The organism is Cellulosimicrobium sp. ES-005 (assembly GCF_040448685.1).
GTDB lineage: Bacteria > Actinomycetota > Actinomycetes > Actinomycetales > Cellulomonadaceae > Cellulosimicrobium > Cellulosimicrobium cellulans_G.
The window spans coordinates 329796-345645 of sequence record NZ_CP159290.1 but is presented as its reverse complement, the minus strand read 5'-3'; the positions used below and the strand labels follow the sequence as shown (position 1 = coordinate 345645).

Here is a 15850-nt window from a genome sequence, read left to right as displayed (position 1 = left end):
CGTCGCCGTCACAGTCGCGGGTCGACGGGCTCCGACTCCAGCGCCAGCACCGCGAACACCGGCTCGTGGACGCGCCAGGTCGGCTCACCGCGAGCCACCCGGTCGAGCGCCTCGAGGCCGAGCGCGTACTCCCGCAGTGCGAGGGACCGCTTGCGCCCGAGCGACCGCTCGCGCAGCCGTTCGAGGTTGCGCTCCTCGGTGTACTCGGGGCCGTAGATGATGCGCAGGTACTCCCGGCCGCGGACCTTGAGCCCCGGCTGCACGAGCCCGCCGCCCTTCCCGGGAGCGCCCCGGCGCCGCACGAGGTTGGCGGCCGGCTTGACCACCATGCCCTCGCCGCCGGCCGCCGTGAGCTCCTCCCACCAGGCCGTCCCCTCGGCGCGCGAGGTCTCGTCGGCAAGGTCGACGACGACGCGCCGCGTCGTGCGGAACAGCGCCGGGTCCGCCGCGACGAGCCGGTCCGCGACGTCGAGGTGCCACAGGTGGTCGCGCTCGGCGTACGTCGTGCCGGCCGACTCCGCGGACCCGGCTCGCGCGGACGTCCCGCTCGCGAGCACCTGGAACGGCGCGACCTGCACGCCGCGCAGCGGGTCGGGCGCGGCGTCGCCGTCCACGGCCACGCCCGTGTCCCAGCGGTAGCGCCGGTACGACTCGACGAACAGCCCGGCGTCGGTCGACCGCCGCGCGGTCCGTCGCCGGAGGTCGCCCACGTCGGCTCCCCGTGCCTCCGCCGCGGCGAGGGCCGCCAGGGCCGCGGGCATGACCGCCCGTGCGGCCGCCCCGACGCTCGCGTACTGGTCGCGCAGGAGCTGGTCGGCCTTGAGCGACCACGGCAGCACCTCGGCGTCGAGCAGCACCCAGTCGGCGCCGAGAGCGTCCCACGTCCCGGCCGCGTCGAGGGCCGCGGCGACGCGCCCGAGCAGCAGCGCCGTCGTCGGCTCGTCGAAGAACGACCGCCCGGTGCGGGTGTGCACCGCGCCGGGCGCGTCGACCCCGAACCGCTCCGCGACGACGCGCGACCCGTCCGCCGACCCCGAGTCGCGCGCGACGAGCAGCACCGCGCGCGACCCCATGTGCTTCTCCTCGCACACGACCCGGTCGACGCCGTCGCGCGCGTACGCGGCGAACGCGCCGTCGGGGTGCTCGAGCAGACCGGGCAGGGTCGAGGTCGCGACCGGGCTCATGGTCGGCGGCAGGTACAGCAGCAGCCGCGGGTCGACGGCGAACCGGCTCATGACCTCCAGCGCCCCCGCCGCCTGCTCCTCGCCGACGGTCACGCGCCCGTGCGTCGCGGTCTCGACGGCGCGCCGCCCGAGCACGTCGGCGACGGAGAGCAGGTCGGGCTCGCGCACCGGCGCGCCGTCCGAGTCCTCCGGCAGGAACGGGCGCGCGGGCGCGTAGTACTCGCGCGCGGCCGGGACCTGCACCACCTCCTTCTCCGGGCAGCGCAGCGCGGACAGCCTCCCGCCGAACACGCACCCCGTGTCGAGGCACATCGTGTTGTTGACCCACTCGGCCTCGGGCGTCGGCGTGTGCCCGTAGAGGACCATGGCGCGACCGCGGTAGTCGTCGGCCCACGGGTAGCGCACGGGCAGGCCGAACTCGTCGGTCTCGCCCGTGGTGTCGCCGTAGAGCGCGAAGCTCCGCACCCGCCCGGACGCCCGGCCCTGGTAGGACTCCTTGAGTCCCGCGTGCGCGACCACGAGGCGCCCGTCGTCGAGCACGAGGTGGGAGACGAGGTCGCGGCAGAACTCCGCGACCTCGCGCCGGAACTCCTCGGGCTCCTCGGCGAGCTGCGCGAGCGTCGTCTCGAGGCCGTGGGAGACCTTGACGTCGCGCCCGCCGAGCGCGCGCACGAGCTTGTGCTCGTGGTTGCCCGGCACCGCGAGCGCGTGGCCCGCCCGGACCATGCCCATCGCGAGGCGGAGCACGCCCGGGGAGTCGGGACCGCGGTCGACGAGGTCCCCAAGGAAGATCGCGCGCCGGCCCGCGGGGTGCGCGGCGTCGACGGGCCGGCCCACGTCGTCGCGCACGACGGCGTACCCCAGCTCGCCGAGGAGCGCCACGAGCTCGTCGAGACAGCCGTGCACGTCGCCGATCGCGTCGAACGGGCCGTGCTCGTCGCGACGGTCGGTGAGCAGCGGCGTGCGCACGACCCGCGCGGCCGCGACCTCCTCCTCCCCGCGCAGCACGTGCACGGTGCGGAACCCCTCGCGCTGCAGGCTCTTGAGCGACGACCGCAGCGCCGCGCGCTGCCGCGTCACGACGTGCGCGCCGAACCCGCGGTCAGCACGCGCCGCGTTGCGCTCGACCGCGACCTTCTCGGGCACGTCGAGGACGATCGCGACGGGCAGCACGTCGTGGGCGCGCGCGAGGGCGACGAGGGTCTTGCGGGCCTCGCGCTGCACGTTCGTCGCGTCGACGACGGTGAGCAGGTTCGCGTCGAGCCGCTTCGACACGATGGTCTCGAGCACCTCGAAGGCGGCCTTCGTGGCCGCCTGGTCGTTCTCGTCGTTCGACACGAGGCCGCGGCACACGTCCGACGACACCGTCTCGTACGGGCCGAAGTGCTCGCGCGCGAACGTCGACTTCCCCGAGCCGGAGACGCCGACGAGCACCACGAGGCTCGACGCGGGGAGGCGCAGGTCGCGCGTCGCTCCCGCGCTCTCGGCCGCGTGCTCCGTCGTGTTCTCGGCCGCGGGCTCGCTCGTCCGCTCGCTCATCGGGCCTCCTCCCCCTCGCGCGTGTCGGCTCCTGCCGCGGTCGGCGCGTCGTGCACGACGGCCCCCTCCGGCACGAGCGTGAGGACCACCAGCTGCGTGGGCGCCCCGACGTCCGGCGCGAGCGGTCCGACGTCGCGGTGCTCGACCGCGTACCCGTACCGCTCCGCGGCGGCGCCCGCCCACGCGCGCAGCTCGGCGCGCGTCCACTCGAACCGGTGGTCGGGGTGCCGCACCCGGCTCCCGCCCGGCCCGTCGAGCAGGTTCGGGTAGTGCACGTTGTACTCCGCGTTGGGGGTCGTGACGACGACGGTGCGCGGCCGCGCGTGCCCCAGCACCGCGTGCGCCAGCGCGCCGAGGCGCGACGGGTCGACGTGCTCGACGACCTCCATGAGGACCGCGGCGTCGAACCCCGTGAGCCTGTCGTCGGTGTACGTGAGGGACGACTGGAGCAGGCGCACGCGCTCGCGCTCGGCGTCGCTCGCGTCGTGCAGGCGCAGCCGGGCGGCCGCGCGCTCGAGCTCGCGCGCGGAGACGTCGGTGCCGAGGACGCGCGTGAACGTCCGGTCGGCGGCGAGCCGGCGCAGGAGCATGCCCTCGCCGCAGCCGAGGTCGACGACGGTCCGCGCGCCGACCTCGTGCAGCACCCCGAGCACCGCGTCCGCGCGCTGCCGGGCGAGCGGCGGCTCCGGCACGTCCGCCCCGGGTGACGTCGCGCCGTCGGGCGAGACCTCGCCGTCGGGCTCGGCCACGTCCGCGGGTGCGGCGCCGTCGAGCGCGGCGAGGCGCGCCGTCGCGTCCTCGACGTAGCGGCGCTGGTGCGCGAGGTAGCGGCGCAGGATCCGCGCGCGCTCGGGGTGGTCGGCGAGCCAGCCGCCGCCCGCGCGCACGAGCTTGTCCACCTCGTCCGTGGACACCCAGTAGTGCTTCGCGTCGTCGAGCACGGGCAGCAGCACGTAGAGCTGCGCGAGCGCGTCGGCGAGCCGTCGCGTGCCGCGCAGGCGCAGGTCGACGTACCGCGAGGCGCCCCACGCCGGGACGGCCGGGTCGAGCGGCTCCGCGGTCGCCGTCACGTGCCAGCCCAGCGGCTCGAAGAGCCGGCGCGCCAGGTCGGGCCCACCGCGGCAGGGCAGGGACGGGACGTGCAGCTCCAGCGGGAGCTCGACGTCGGGCAGCCCGGGCCGGGCGTCGCACCGCCCCGCCATGGCCGTCGCGAACACCTTGCCCAGCGCGACGGCGACCATCGACGACGCGGCGTACGGCCGGTCGTTGACGTACTGCGCGAGGGCGAAGGCGTCGCCGCTACCGAAGCGCTTGTTCCGCACGATCCCGACCGGGTCGACCTCGAGCAGCAGCGCGACCTCGCACCGCGCCGCCGTCGCCTCGGGGTAGAACACGTGCGCGCGGCCCACGGGCAGGTCGAACACCTGGGCACGGTCCGGGTGCTTGTGCAGCAGGAACCCGAGGTCGGTGGCGTCGTCGAGCGTCCCCGGGGACGCCGTCGCGGCGAGGGTCACGAGCATGGGCGCCATGGTGTCATCCGACGCCGGGCAGGGCACCGGGATTGTGGACGGCCACGCAGCCTGTGGACGGCCACCGTTTTCAGCCCCTCCGCCCATCGACGCGGACGCTCCGGAGGTCTACCGTCGAACCACGGGCGCCGCTGCCCACGGCACGCGCCCGGCCAACGTCCAGCCGGCGGCCGCACGTGGTCGCCACTGCCGAGTGCGGGCCTTCGGGCCCGGGGGACGACCGCAGGGAGCGCCGGCGCTCGGCCGGAAGGGGCGCGCGAGCGGGACCGGTGTACCGTCCGGTGCATGACCGACGTCCGCAGCCGCACCCACGCCCAGGCCGTCGACGCAGCGATCGAGCTCTTCACCCGCAAGGGGTACGAGCAGACGACCGTCGAGGAGATCGCCGACGCCGCCCAGGTCAGCCGCGCCACCTTCTTCCGCCGCTACGGCTCCAAGGAGGACGTGGTCTTCGCGGACCACGAGCTCCTGCTCGACGAGGTCGTCGTCATGCTCGCCGCGACGCGGCCCGTGCCCGACGCGGAGGGCCGGCTCACGCCGGACCCCGCCGTCGACCCGTACGTCGAGGTCTGCCGCGCGGCGCGGCTCGTGTTCGACCACCACGTCGGGCAGCGGGAGACGTCGCTCGCGCGGTGGCAGCTCCTCCAGCAGGTGCCGGCGCTGCGCGACCGCGAGCTCGTCACGACGCACCGCTACGAGCGCGCCTTCACCGCATACCTGCGCGACGCGCTCCCGCCGGACGAGCGCCGGTCGACCGCGTCCATCGCGTTCGCCGCGTCGGTCGTCGCCGTCCACAACGCGCTCCTGCGCCGGTGGCTGCGCTCCCCCGACCAGGACCTGCGCCCCCAGCTCGAGGAGGCGTTCGCGGACCTGCGCCGCGCCGCCGTCGGCCGGTACGCCGCGCCCGACGGCGCCGCCCAGGAGCGCAGCGGGGACGGCACGCCCACGGCGCGCCGCGTCGTCGTAACCGTGGTGGACGCCGACGCGGACGCGCAGGGCGTCGCGGACGACGTCGCGCGCGCCGTCCGCGACGCGCTCGCGTGACCAGCTGAGATCGGCAGCTTCTGCCGAGTTCGGTCATCGCGACTGCCGACCTCGGTCGGATGTGCCGATGTCGCGTATCGAGTGACCGGTCGGCGCGGCGTCGGGGAATGCGCCGGTAGCATCAGCGGTTGCAGAACGCAGTACGCACGAACGTGCTCCGGGGTCGGTGCAATTCCGAGCCGGCGGTGACAGTCCGCGACCCGCGCCCACGCGCGGTTGACCTGGTGGAACTCCAGGACCGACGGTGACAGTCCGGATGGGAGGAAGCACGTGCGGCGCGGCCGTCCTCGGCCGGGCTCTCGCGAGCCCGCGCGACGGGTCTCGGCCTCGCCGTGGTGAGCGACGCCGTCGGGCCCTCGTGGCCCGGCCCCGCCGCCCGCCCTCACCCCGGAGCACGCGTGCCCGGGAGGACGAGGACATCCGATGGACCTGATCCACGCGCTGTTCGACGCGCAGCTGACGATCGGCGACCAGCACCTGCTGTGGCGCGAGATCGTGGGCAACGGGTTCGGCCTGGCGTCGGCGCTGGGCGGCATGCGGCGCAAGGTGTGGGCGTGGCCGGTGGGCATCGTCGGCAACCTGCTGCTGCTCACGGTGTTCCTCGGCGCGGTCTTCGCGACGCCCAACCCCGTCAACCTGCTCGGCCAGGCCGGGCGGCAGGTCATGTTCGTCGTCGTGTCGGTGTACGGGTGGGTGCAGTGGCGCCGGACCCAGGCCCGGCTCGGCGAGACCGACGCCGACAGCCACGGCGTCGCCGTCGTGCCGCGCTGGGCGTCGTGGCGCCAGCGCGCGTTCCTCCTCGTCGCGCTCGTCGGCGGGACGGCGCTGCTCACGCCCCTGTTCCGGGCGCTCGAGTCGTACGAGCCCGTCTGGGCCGACGCGTGGATCTTCATGGGCTCGCTGCTCGCGACGTACGGCATGGCCAAGGGCTGGGTCGAGTTCTGGCTGATCTGGGTCGCGGTGGACGTCGTGGGCGTGCCGCTGCTCGTCTCGGCCGGGTTCTACGCGTCCGCGTTCATGTACGTGTTCTACGGCGCGTTCACGCTCGTCGGGTTCTTCGTGTGGTGGCGCGTCAACCGGCGCGCGACGGCCGAGGCCGAGGCGGCGGGCGCGCCCGCCTGACCCGGGTGCCTGCGGCCGGGGCAGCCGCGGGTCAGTCCTCGAACAGCATCCGGTCCGACGGCGCGGCGCGGCTCGCACGCAGCGCCGGGTCCGTGCACAGCGCCTCGACGAGCGCGTCGCTCCCGCCCACGTAGGTCGCGGCGGCGTCGATCTCCGTCCCGACGAACCACGACCGGTCCTCCGGCCACCACAGGTTGGGCGGCTGCTCGTGGTCGCGGAACGCGCCGGCGTCGGCGAGCGTCCCCGTCCACAGGTGGTACTCGCGGTGCGGGAGCAGGAGCATCGGGGCGGCCGGGCGCTCGACGAGCGTCGGCGCGAGCTGCTCCCACGCCTCGGCGACCGCGCGCTCGATCTCCTCGGGTGTCGGCCGCTGCTCGTCCTCGGGCCACCCGACGAGCGGCGCGACCCCCGAGCTCGCGCGCGGGTCGGTGCCGTGGTCGTAGAGGAACGCGTGGCCCGTCCACAGGGCGAGGTGCACGGGCTGGTCGCCGGTGAAGGGCGCGAGCGCCGCGGCCAGGGCGTCGGTCTGCGTCGCGAGCGTGACGTCGTCGTCCCAGCCCGGGTGCGGGACGCACGCGTACGCCGCGTAGCCGCGCGGGACCGTGCCGTCGACGCGCGGGCCGAACTCCCCGAGGCGCGGCGCGATCCACGCGCCCGCGGAGGCGTCGTCGTCCCAGGTCACCCGGTCGGCCGTCGTCGTCACGCGCGCACCCTACGACGACGGGAGCGCGCCGCTGAGCCCGATCTCGTTGCCGTCGGGGTCGCGGAACACGGTCTTCACGACCCCGCCGTCGTAGGTCTCGCGGCGGTCCGGCTCGATGCCCCGGCCCGACGCCGCGGCGAGGAACGCGTCGACGTCGTCGCGGAACACCGTGACGACGCCGTGGCCGGCGAGCTCGGGCACCTGCTCGACGACGAGCCACCGGTGCTCGGCGAGCTCCCACACGGACTCGGTGGGCGTCGCGACGAACGTCGGGTCCGACCCGAGCAGGCGCACGTACCAGTCGCGCGCGGGGTCGTGGTCGCGCACGTGCATCGTCACGAACAGGTCGAGTGCCATCTCTCGACGGTAGGACGGAGGTCGCGAGATCGCACGGCGCCGTGGATCCGGTGCGATACGCCGTCTCAGATTGACTGATACCGGGTATCGCTGCACTATGGGAGAGACCGCCGCCGACGCCGGGCCCGCACCCGGGAACCCGCGCCGGAGCCGGTCGCGCACGACCGACCCCAGCCGCCCTCCCAGGGGAGCACCGATGCCTACCACCCCGATCATGCCCGGAGTCACCGAGCCCACCTACGACCTCGCGACCCCGCTCGACCTCGACTACGCCGGCGCGTTCGCCGACGCGACCGAGGAGGACCGCGCCCACCAGCAGCGCGTCCGGCAGTTCGTCCAGGACGAGGTGCTCCCGGTCATCGACGACTACTGGGAGCGCGCCGAGGTCCCGTTCGACCTCGTCAAGCGCATGGGCGAGCTCGACCTGCTGCGCGACGGCGTCGACGTCGAGGGCCGCCCGCGCGTGAGCCTGCTCGGCGCGGGCCTCGCCGCGATGGAGATGTCGCGCGGCGACGGCTCCGTCGCGACGATCTGCGGCGTCCAGGGCGGTCTCGCGCTGCGCAGCATCCAGATGCTCGGCTCCGACGAGCAGCGGGCGAGGTACGCCGAGCCCATGGCGCGCGGGGAGATCCTCGGCGCGTTCGCGCTCACCGAGCCCACCCACGGCTCGGACTCCGTCTCGCTCGAGACGACGGCGCGCAAGGAGACGCGCGACGGCGTCGAGGGCTACGTGCTGAACGGCGAGAAGAAGTGGATCGGCAACGGGTCGTCGGGGCACATCACGGTCGTGTGGGCGCGCCTCGTCGGCGACGCCGAGGACGGAGCCGACAACCAGGTCCACGGGTTCGTCGTGCCGCAGGACACCCCCGGCTACACGGGCACGACGATCACCGGCAAGGTGTCGCTCCGCGCGATCTGGCAGGCGCACGTCGTGCTCGACGACGTGTTCGTCCCCGCCGAGAACGCCCTGCCCGGCGCGCGGTCGTTCAAGGACACCTCGCGCGTGCTCTTCGCGACGCGCCTCGGTGTGGCGTGGGCCGCCGTCGGGCACGCGGTGGCCTGCTACGAGGCCGCGGTCGCGTACGCGACGCAGCGCGTCCAGTTCGGGCGCCCGCTCGCCGCGAACCAGATGGTCCAGGAGCGCCTCACCAAGATGCTCTCGACGATCACGCAGCTCCAGCTCCTCGTCGCGCAGATGACGCGCCTCGACGAGGCGGGGACGCTCACCGGCCCGCAGGCGTCGCTCGCTAAGTACACGTGCACGCGCGGGGCCCGCGAGGTCGCGGCGAGCGCGCGCGACCTCCTCGGCGGCAACGGGATCCTGCTCCAGAACCGCGTCGCGCGGCACTTCGCCGACATCGAGGCCCTGCACACGTACGAGGGCACCGAGTCGGTCCAGGCGCTCATCGTCGGGCGCGACATCACGGGCGTCTCCGCGTTCGTCTGACGGTCCCGAGGGCGCACGCCCTCCCCCTGCTCCCCGGCGCCGCTCGCCCCTCCTCGCGGCGCCGGGGCTCCTTCCTGTTCGCCCCGTCTCCTCGCCCTCCCCGGATCGGAGTCCCATGAGCACCGCCGCCAGCCCCCTGCCCGACGTCGCCGTCACCCCCGAGGACGAGGTCACCCCGGTCCTCCTGCACGGCGCACGCACCCCGTTCGCGCGCTTCCGCGGCGCGCTCGCCTCGCTCTCGGCCGCCGAGCTCGGCGCGCACGCGATCCGCGGCGCGCTCGCGGCCGCGGGCGTCGCGCCGGAGCAGGTCGACACGGTGATCGTCGGGCAGGTCGTGCAGGCGGGCGCCAAGCAGGGCCCCGCGCGCCAGGCCGCGATCCTCGCGGGCCTCGGCTGGGACGTGCCCACCGTGACGATCAACAAGCTGTGCCTCTCGGGCCTCACCGCGATCATCGACGCGGCCCGGCTGGTCCGCACGGGCGAGGCGAGCGTCGTCGTCGCGGGCGGCCAGGAGTCCATGACGAACGCCCCGCACCTGGTCGTGGGCTCGCGCGCCGGGTTCGCGTTCGGGGACGTGACGATGGCCGACTCGCTCACGCACGACGGCCTGAACGACCCGTTCAGCGGCGAGGTCATGGGCGAGCTCACCGACCGCGGCTGCGCGACGCGCGGCATCGGCCGCCCCGAGCAGGACGCGTTCGCGCTGCGCTCGCACCAGCTGGCCGCGGCCGCGCGCGATGCCGGCCGCCTCGCCGAGGAGATCGCCCCCGTCGAGGTGCCGCAGCGGCGGGGCGAGCCGGTCGTCGTCGAGCACGACGAGGGCGTGCGCGCCGACACGACGCTCGAGGCCCTGGAGCGGCTGCGCCCGGCCTTCGTGCAGGACGGGACCATCACCGCCGGGTCGAGCTCGCCGCTGTCCGACGGCGCGGCGGCGGTCGTCGTCGCGAGCCGCGCCTTCGCGAAGCGCAACGGCCTGCCGTGGCTCGCCGAGATCGGTGCGGCGGGGCAGGTCGCGGGACCCGACAACTCGCTGCACTCCCAACCGGCGCGGGCCATCGAGGCCGCCGTGCAGCGCGAGGGGATCGCCGCGGCGGACCTCGACCTCGTGGAGATCAACGAGGCGTTCGCCGCCGTCGCGCTGCAGTCGGTCGCGGACCTCGGCATCGACGCGGACGTCGTGAACACCGACGGCGGCGCCATCGCGCTCGGCCACCCCGTCGGCGCATCCGGCGCCCGCCTCGCGCTGCACCTCGCGCTCGCGCTGAAGCGCCGTGGCGGCGGCGTCGGCGCGGCGGCGCTGTGCGGCGGGGGCGGGCAGGGCGACGCGCTGATCCTGCGCGCCTGACGCCCTCGTCGGGCACGCAGGACCCCGCCGCACGCGCTTGCCCGAGCGAACCACCCGACCCTGGTGCACGATGCTGCACCAGGGTCGGCGCGTTCCGGTCGCCGCGGTGTGACGCAGATCGCGCCGAGGTCGGCCGGAACCGCGTCATGGATCGCGTCGGGCGCGGTCTCTCTCCCTGGAACCACCCCGACGAGAGGACCGCCATGACCACCGTGACCGAGGCAGCCCGCCGCACCGCGAGCCGCGCGCGGCACTCGCACCTGTCCGCCGCCGCCGTCGTGCTCGTCGGCCTCGTCGCCGGTTTCGCCGCGGCGCCCTACCTGCTGGGCTGACCCGGACCGCCGTCCGGCAGGCGCTCGCCGCGGAACGAGTCGACGAACCCCCAGACCGCGCTCCCGACCCCGCTGAGGCAGAGGATCGAGACCAGGGTCTGCATCAGGGCCTCGGCGACGTCGCCCGCGAGCCAGGCCTGGACCGCGCCCGCCACGACGAAGGGGCCGACCAGAGCGCACAGCACCAGCACCGCGACGGCCCACCAGCGGCGTCGTCGCTGGTCGCGCGGCGGCTTCGAGAGCCCGTAGTGATACAGCGCCACGCCCGGAGCCTACGGCTCGACGGCAGGGTCGCGGGCGTCCGCCAGCCGCTCCTCGAGGCGGTCGAGCAGCGGGACCTGGCCCGCGACGACGAGGCCGCGAGCCCGTGCGAGCGGGAACCAGCCGGCCCGGTCGAGCTCGGGGAACTCCTGCATCCGCCCCGAGCGCGGCGGCCACTCCAGCGCGAACGTGTTGCTGGAGATCGCCGCGACGTCGAGGTCCGCCTCGCGTGCCCACGCCGCGACGAGCTTCCCCGCACGCTGACGCACGGTGCCGAGGTCGAGGTCGGGCGCCTGCGCCGCCGGGGCCGGGACGCCGAGCTCCTCCGCGAACTCGCGCAGCGCCGCGGCGTGACCGTCCTCGCCGGGCTCCACCTCGCCCTTGGGGATCGTCCAGCCGCCCGCGTCCTTGCGCGCCCACAGCGGTCCGCCCATGTGCCCGAGGAGCACCTCGACGACGTCGTCACGGAAACGGTAGAGCACGAGCCCTGCTGACTGCTTCACCCCTCCTTCCTACACAGCCGACGGCGGCACGGCCCGTCGGGGGCCGTGCCCCGGGTTTCATCGTGGGCGGGTCGTGGTCCTGGGTGGGGGCGGGTCGTGGTCCTGGGTGGGGGCGGATCGGGCTCCTTGCCCGGCGTGGTCCTGGGTGGAGGCGAGGGCCGGGCTCCTTGCCCGCCGTGGGCCTGTGGGTGGCCGCGCGTAGCGTCGGTCGCCTCAGGACCAGACCGCAGGAGGGGACGACCATGACCACGCCGAGCGTCACGCACCTCAACCCGGCCGGGCTGCACCGCAACCCGGCCTTCTCCCAGGGCACGATCGTCGAGACCGGCCGCACGCTCTACGTCGGCGGCCAGAACGGGACCGACGCCGAGGGCGCGATCGTCGAGGGCGGCATCGCGGCCCAGACCGCGCAGGCGCTGCGCAACGTCCTCGCCGTGCTGGCGGAAGCGGGCGCGGGGCCGCAGGACGTCGCGCGGCTCGCCGTCTACCTCGACCCCGAGGCCGACCTCATGGCGGGCTTCGCCGCCGTCGGGGAGGTCTGGGGTCCGCACCCCGCGGCGGTGACGGTCCTCCGGGTGGGGATCGGCCGGCCCGGTGCTCTCGTCGAGATCGAGGCGGTCGCGGCCCTGCCCGCCTGAGCCGCTCGGGCTGACACCCCTCTCCACGGGCGTGCGGCAATAGCCCCGCCGACGATCGGGCCGTCGGTACGGAACCGCCCCCTCTCCACGGGCGTACGGCCGTAGCCCCGGCTACCGTCCGGGGGTGCCCGCCGACCCTGCCCTGCGCCGCTCGCTCGGGCGTGCCAGGAGGCGCGCGCTGGGGAGAGCCGCGGCGTACGGGATCGCGGCCTCCGTCCCGGTGCTCGTGCTCGCGTGGCTCGTGCGCGCGGAGTCGGGGCTCGTCGTCGGGGCCGACCGCGCCGCCGTCGCCGCGGCGACCGGGTTCACCGGCGAGCGGCCCGCGTTCGAGCGCACCCTGCTCGTGGGGCAGGAGGTGCTCGCCGCACGGTGGATGAACCTCGCCGCGATGGGCGTGTGCCTCTGGGCGTGGCGGCGCCACGGCCTCGGGACACGGGCAGCCTGGGCGGCCGGGACGATCTGGGGCGCGTGGGCGCTCGGGCTCGGCGCGAAGGAGCTCGTCGACCGCGCGCGTCCCGTCGTCGAGGACGCGGTGACCGTCGTACCCGGGTCCAGCTTCCCGTCCGGGCACGCGATGAACGCCGCCGCCGTCGGGGTGAGCCTCACGGTGCTCGTGTGGCCGCTGCTCGGCCGTCGTGGCCGCGTGGCCGTCGTCGGCGGTGCGACCGCGCTGGCGCTCGTCACCGCGGCCGACCGCGTGCTGCTCGGCGCGCACTACCCGTCCGACGTCGTCGGCGGCATCCTCTTCGGCGGTGCCGTCGCGGGGGCGTCCGCCGTCGGCTACCACGGGTGGACGTCCGCCCGGTCTGCCCGCTCTTCCGGCTCCGCTCCCAAGAACGAGGTCTGATGCATCCTTTCGTGCACCGCTACGAGCTCGACACGTCCCGACCCACCGCGAAGGAGGTGCTGCGCGACGTCGGGCTCCGGGCCTTCCTCCCCGGCGCGGTCCTGTGGGTCCTCATCGTCGCGACCGGGTTCCTCGTGACCGGTCCGCTGGGCGACCTGCCCGGCGAGGTCGGGGTGAACCGGTGGCTCGAACAGCGACGCACGCCCTTCTGGGACACCGTGACCGACCTGTTCTCGCTGATCGGGACCACCGAGTTCATCATCGGCGGGACGGTGCTCACCATCGCGCTCGTCTGGTGGCGCACGCGGCAGTGGTGGTTCGCCGTCGTGCCCGCGCTCGCCGTCGCGCTCCAGGCCCTGATCTTCCTCACGTCGTCGATCGTCGTCGGGCGCGCGCGCCCCGACGTCTCGCGGCTCGACGAGGCGCCGCCCACGTCGAGCTTCCCCTCCGGCCACACCGGCGCGTCCGCGGCGTTCTACCTGACCCTCGCCCTGCTCGCGCAGCGCATCGCCCACCCCGTCCTGCGCGTCGTCGTCACGGTCCTGTGCTGCCTCGTGCCGCTCGCGGTGGGCCTGTCCCGCCTCTACCGTGGCGCCCACGGCCCGGCCGACGTGGTGGTGGGCCTGATCAACGGCATCGTCTGCTGCGTCCTCGCCTGGAACTACCTACGCCGCGACGTCCGCGCCCAGCGCTGAGGGCGACGCCCACCGCGCGAGGTAGAGGCCTGGCCAGACGAGGTAGAGGCCTGGTCGCGCGAAGTAGAGGCCTGGTCGCGCGAAGTAGAGGCCCGGTCGCCCGAGGTAGAGGCCTGGTCGCCCGAGGTAGAGGGCTGGTCCGCGAGGTAGAGGCATGGTCGGCCGAGGTAGAGGGCTGGTCCGCGAGGTAGCGGCCTGGTCGGTGCGCCTGTCCCCGAACGACGACGGCGGGCCCGGTCCTGAGACCGGGCCCGCCGTCGTCGTGCGGTGGTCGTCCGGGCGATGCGCGCGCCCGGACGACCCGTCAGATCACGCGCAGAGACCCACCGGGTCCCACGAGCCCCACGTCACGGACCCGGGCAGCTCGCCCTGGGTCCACCACTGGGCCGTGTAGTTGACCCCGGCGCGGGACACGGTCTGACCGCCGGTGTAGACGGCCTCGCGCGACCATGCCGGGGCGCAGTCCGCGACCTCGACCTCGGGCGCCGTGCCGCAGGGACCGATCTTCTTCCAGGCGTTGGACGCGCCCGGCTCCTGGTTACGGGTCCACCACTGGGCCTTGTACTCCGAGCCCTCGTGCGAGACGACCTCGCCACCGGTGTAGACGCCCGTGCCGTACCAGGGCACCGCGCACTCGTCGGCCACGCCGGGACCGGGGGTCGCCGCGCGGAACGTCGAGCCCAGCGCGTCACCCAGCTCGTTGCGGTAGTCGCCCGAGAGGTCCCACCACATCGCGCCGCCGTAGCCCTGCGTCGCGACGAACTCGGCCTTCGCCGTCACGGACGCCGGGTCGTCGTAGCTCCACCACTGGTCGCCGTCGTAGAGCCAGCTCGCGCCGATCTCCGGGTCGAAGTACTGCTCGCCGTCGAACGACCGCAGCTCGGCGTACGTCTTGGTACCGACGTAGCCCGCGGCGGGCTGCCAGCCCTGCGAGCCGTCCTCGACGCCGTACCAGCCGTGGCCGTACGCCGCGAGGCCCGCGTTGACCTGCGACGGGTCGGCGCCCGCGTTGACGTACATGCCGAGCGCGCCGTCGAGCCCGAGACCCCAGTTCTGCGTGCCGTCGGGGTGCAGGTTGCCCTGGTGGCCCGTCTGGTTCGGCACCCAGCCGCCGTGGAAGTCGTAGCCCTGGACGTTGAGGAAGTCCACGACGGCGAACAGGCGCGGGTCGAGCCAGCCGCCCTGGCCCGCGTTCCAGCCACCCGCCGGCGCGAACGCCGTGAGGAGGTAGTCCTCGCCGTTCGCCGCGCCGCGCGCGTCGAGCGCGGTGCGGAACTCCTCCATGAGGAGCAGGAAGTTCTCCTTGTCCTCGGGGCGGGCGTTCGCCGTCTCCCCGCCCGTGACCGGCCACTCCCAGTCGATGTCGATGCCGTCGAAGATGCCGGCCGCGGCGCCCGGGCCGCCCTTGCCGTCGACGACCGGCAGGTTGCCGTCGATGTACAGGTCGAGGCACGAGTCGACGAGCGCGGTGCGGCCCTCGGCCGTGGACGCCGCCTCGGAGAAGTTGTCGGACCAGGTCCAGCCACCGAGCGAGATGAGGATCTTGGTGTCGGGGCTGACGGCCTTCAGCTTCTTGAGCTGGTTGAAGTTGCCCGCGAGCTTCTGGCCGGGCTTGTCGGCCTTGCCGTCGACGGAGTCCTTGGCCGCGACCTCCGCGACGAAGTCGTTGAGGGGGTCGCCCTCGCCGGGGACGTCGGCGATGTCGCACACGAGGTCGGTCGTGACGTTGCCGAAGGCGTAGTTGATGTGCGTGAGGTCCTCGATCGCGCCGGTGCGGACGAGGTCGGCCACGTGGAAGTCGCGGGTCACGCGCGAGTCGGCCATGACGTAGCCGACGCTGCGGAACCCGTTGATGTCCGACGGCCCGGCGACGGAGGCCGCCGGCTTCGCCGTGGGCTGCGACGCCGCCACCGCGGGCGACGCGAAGGTGGCCACGGTCAGGGCGAGCGCCCCGACGACGGCGGTGGCGGCGACCACGCGCGAGCGGGCGGTCGGTGCGGGCGAGGTCTTGGCGAGCGAGCGGCCCGAGGAGGCCGCGCTGGGTGTCGATCGATCGTTCATGAAGGCCTCGTTGCTCTTCGGCCCGGGCTGGGATCCCGGGATTTGTTCGGTCTCCTGCAACTTACCTGGACAGGAGGTGTTTACGCCAGGGTCCGAACGAAAATCGCCCGCTCGTGGGCGTTTCTGTCGGACGGTCGACCCGCGGACCGTGGACGCCCGTCCAGGAGCCGCCGTGGGCCGGCTCCGCGCGGGGGCCGGTCGCACGCTCCCACCGTCGCCGTCCGCCGAGACGTCCTAGCCTGG

Annotated in this window: 15 protein-coding genes and 1 riboswitch; of the genes, 8 read left to right on the top strand and 7 right to left on the bottom strand. The window is 74.7% G+C overall.

Translation table 11 applies throughout. From position 1 onward, the window contains the following. Nucleotides 1-8: 8 nt before the first annotated feature. Together ABRQ22_RS01490 and ABRQ22_RS01485 are read right to left on the bottom strand one after the other, a co-directional pair. A complete protein-coding gene (locus tag ABRQ22_RS01490) occupies nt 9-2723 on the bottom strand; it encodes a polynucleotide kinase-phosphatase (protein ID WP_353708328.1) in 2715 nt (904 codons plus the stop codon). Beyond that, on the bottom strand, nt 2720-4243 hold the full coding sequence (locus tag ABRQ22_RS01485; protein ID WP_353708327.1) for a 3' terminal RNA ribose 2'-O-methyltransferase Hen1: 1524 nt from the start codon (nt 4241-4243) through the stop codon (nt 2720-2722). The genes ABRQ22_RS01490 and ABRQ22_RS01485 overlap by 4 nt, the downstream gene beginning before the upstream one ends. 294 nt (nt 4244-4537) lie before the next feature. Between ABRQ22_RS01485 and ABRQ22_RS01480 the strand changes: the two genes are divergently transcribed. Continuing rightward, a complete protein-coding gene (locus ABRQ22_RS01480) occupies nt 4538-5296 on the top strand; it encodes a TetR/AcrR family transcriptional regulator (protein WP_253054054.1) in 759 nt (252 codons plus the stop codon). 148 nt (nt 5297-5444) lie between these two features. Next, nucleotides 5445-5570: riboswitch (FMN riboswitch) on the top strand. 149 nt (nt 5571-5719) lie between these two features. After that, nucleotides 5720-6418 carry a nicotinamide riboside transporter PnuC gene (pnuC, locus tag ABRQ22_RS01475; protein ID WP_353708326.1) on the top strand — a complete coding sequence of 233 codons (699 nt, stop codon included), beginning with the start codon at nt 5720-5722 and terminating at the stop codon, nt 6416-6418. A 31-nt stretch (nt 6419-6449) separates the two neighbouring features. On the opposite strand, the gene ABRQ22_RS01470 is transcribed toward pnuC, so the two are convergent. Then, nucleotides 6450-7121, bottom strand: a complete 672-nt coding sequence (locus ABRQ22_RS01470) for a hypothetical protein (protein WP_353708325.1) — start codon at nt 7119-7121, stop codon at nt 6450-6452. Between the two features lie 9 nt (nt 7122-7130). Next, a complete protein-coding gene (locus tag ABRQ22_RS01465; protein WP_353708324.1) occupies nt 7131-7478 on the bottom strand; it encodes a VOC family protein in 348 nt (115 codons plus the stop codon). 196 nt (nt 7479-7674) lie between these two features. On the opposite strand from ABRQ22_RS01465, the gene ABRQ22_RS01460 reads away from it, so the two are divergent. The 3 genes from ABRQ22_RS01460 to ABRQ22_RS01450 all read left to right on the top strand — a co-directional run bounded on the left by ABRQ22_RS01460 (nt 7675) and on the right by ABRQ22_RS01450 (nt 10602). After that, entirely contained in the window at nt 7675-8925 is a 1251-nt protein-coding gene (locus ABRQ22_RS01460) for an acyl-CoA dehydrogenase family protein (protein WP_353708323.1), read from the top strand. 115 nt (nt 8926-9040) lie between these two features. Then, nucleotides 9041-10270, top strand: a complete 1230-nt coding sequence (locus tag ABRQ22_RS01455; protein WP_353708322.1) for an acetyl-CoA C-acyltransferase — start codon at nt 9041-9043, stop codon at nt 10268-10270. 203 nt (nt 10271-10473) lie between these two features. Continuing rightward, nucleotides 10474-10602, top strand: a complete 129-nt coding sequence (locus ABRQ22_RS01450; RefSeq protein ID WP_290445535.1) for a hypothetical protein — start codon at nt 10474-10476, stop codon at nt 10600-10602. Here the strand turns inward: ABRQ22_RS01450 and ABRQ22_RS01445 are convergent. Next, nucleotides 10587-10865 (bottom strand): hypothetical protein, encoded by a 279-nt coding sequence (locus ABRQ22_RS01445; RefSeq protein WP_353708321.1) that lies wholly within the window; start codon nt 10863-10865, stop codon nt 10587-10589. The two genes, ABRQ22_RS01450 and ABRQ22_RS01445, sit on opposite strands and share 16 nt — an antisense overlap. Before the next feature lie 9 nt (nt 10866-10874). Beyond that, nucleotides 10875-11366 (bottom strand): NUDIX domain-containing protein, encoded by a 492-nt coding sequence (locus tag ABRQ22_RS01440; RefSeq protein ID WP_353708320.1) that lies wholly within the window; start codon nt 11364-11366, stop codon nt 10875-10877. 242 nt (nt 11367-11608) lie between these two features. On the opposite strand from ABRQ22_RS01440, the gene ABRQ22_RS01435 reads away from it, so the two are divergent. From ABRQ22_RS01435 to ABRQ22_RS01425, 3 genes are all read left to right on the top strand, one after another. Further along, the gene (locus ABRQ22_RS01435) at nt 11609-12004 is read left to right on the top strand and encodes a RidA family protein (protein ID WP_087470003.1); all 396 of its coding nucleotides are present in this window, start codon (nt 11609-11611) and stop codon (nt 12002-12004) included. Between the two features lie 124 nt (nt 12005-12128). After that, the gene (locus ABRQ22_RS01430; protein ID WP_353708319.1) at nt 12129-12851 is read left to right on the top strand and encodes a phosphatase PAP2 family protein; all 723 of its coding nucleotides are present in this window, start codon (nt 12129-12131) and stop codon (nt 12849-12851) included. Beyond that, nucleotides 12851-13546 (top strand): phosphatase PAP2 family protein, encoded by a 696-nt coding sequence (locus ABRQ22_RS01425; protein ID WP_353708318.1) that lies wholly within the window; start codon nt 12851-12853, stop codon nt 13544-13546. The genes ABRQ22_RS01430 and ABRQ22_RS01425 overlap by 1 nt, the downstream gene beginning before the upstream one ends. A gap of 309 nt (nt 13547-13855) precedes the next feature. Here the strand turns inward: ABRQ22_RS01425 and ABRQ22_RS01420 are convergent, their stop codons facing one another. Beyond that, entirely contained in the window at nt 13856-15607 is a 1752-nt protein-coding gene (locus ABRQ22_RS01420; protein ID WP_353708317.1) for a glycosyl hydrolase family 18 protein, read from the bottom strand. Between the last annotated feature and the right edge of the window lie 243 nt (nt 15608-15850).

What these genes read in the sequence shown, in the direction of transcription:
- ABRQ22_RS01490 (WP_353708328.1), bottom strand. Translation starts at nt 2,723, where the DNA reads ATGAGCGAGCGGACGAGCGAGCCCGCGGCCGAGAACACGACGGAGCAC.
- ABRQ22_RS01485 (WP_353708327.1), bottom strand. Translation starts at nt 4,243, where the DNA reads ATGCTCGTGACCCTCGCCGCGACGGCGTCCCCGGGGACGCTCGACGAC.
- ABRQ22_RS01480 (WP_253054054.1), top strand. Translation starts at nt 4,538, where the DNA reads ATGACCGACGTCCGCAGCCGCACCCACGCCCAGGCCGTCGACGCAGCG.
- pnuC (WP_353708326.1), top strand. Translation starts at nt 5,720, where the DNA reads ATGGACCTGATCCACGCGCTGTTCGACGCGCAGCTGACGATCGGCGAC.
- ABRQ22_RS01465 (WP_353708324.1), bottom strand. Translation starts at nt 7,478, where the DNA reads ATGGCACTCGACCTGTTCGTGACGATGCACGTGCGCGACCACGACCCC.
- ABRQ22_RS01460 (WP_353708323.1), top strand. Translation starts at nt 7,675, where the DNA reads ATGCCTACCACCCCGATCATGCCCGGAGTCACCGAGCCCACCTACGAC.
- ABRQ22_RS01455 (WP_353708322.1), top strand. Translation starts at nt 9,041, where the DNA reads ATGAGCACCGCCGCCAGCCCCCTGCCCGACGTCGCCGTCACCCCCGAG.
- ABRQ22_RS01450 (WP_290445535.1), top strand. Translation starts at nt 10,474, where the DNA reads ATGACCACCGTGACCGAGGCAGCCCGCCGCACCGCGAGCCGCGCGCGG.
- ABRQ22_RS01435 (WP_087470003.1), top strand. Translation starts at nt 11,609, where the DNA reads ATGACCACGCCGAGCGTCACGCACCTCAACCCGGCCGGGCTGCACCGC.
- ABRQ22_RS01425 (WP_353708318.1), top strand. Translation starts at nt 12,851, where the DNA reads ATGCATCCTTTCGTGCACCGCTACGAGCTCGACACGTCCCGACCCACC.
- ABRQ22_RS01420 (WP_353708317.1), bottom strand. Translation starts at nt 15,607, where the DNA reads ATGAACGATCGATCGACACCCAGCGCGGCCTCCTCGGGCCGCTCGCTC.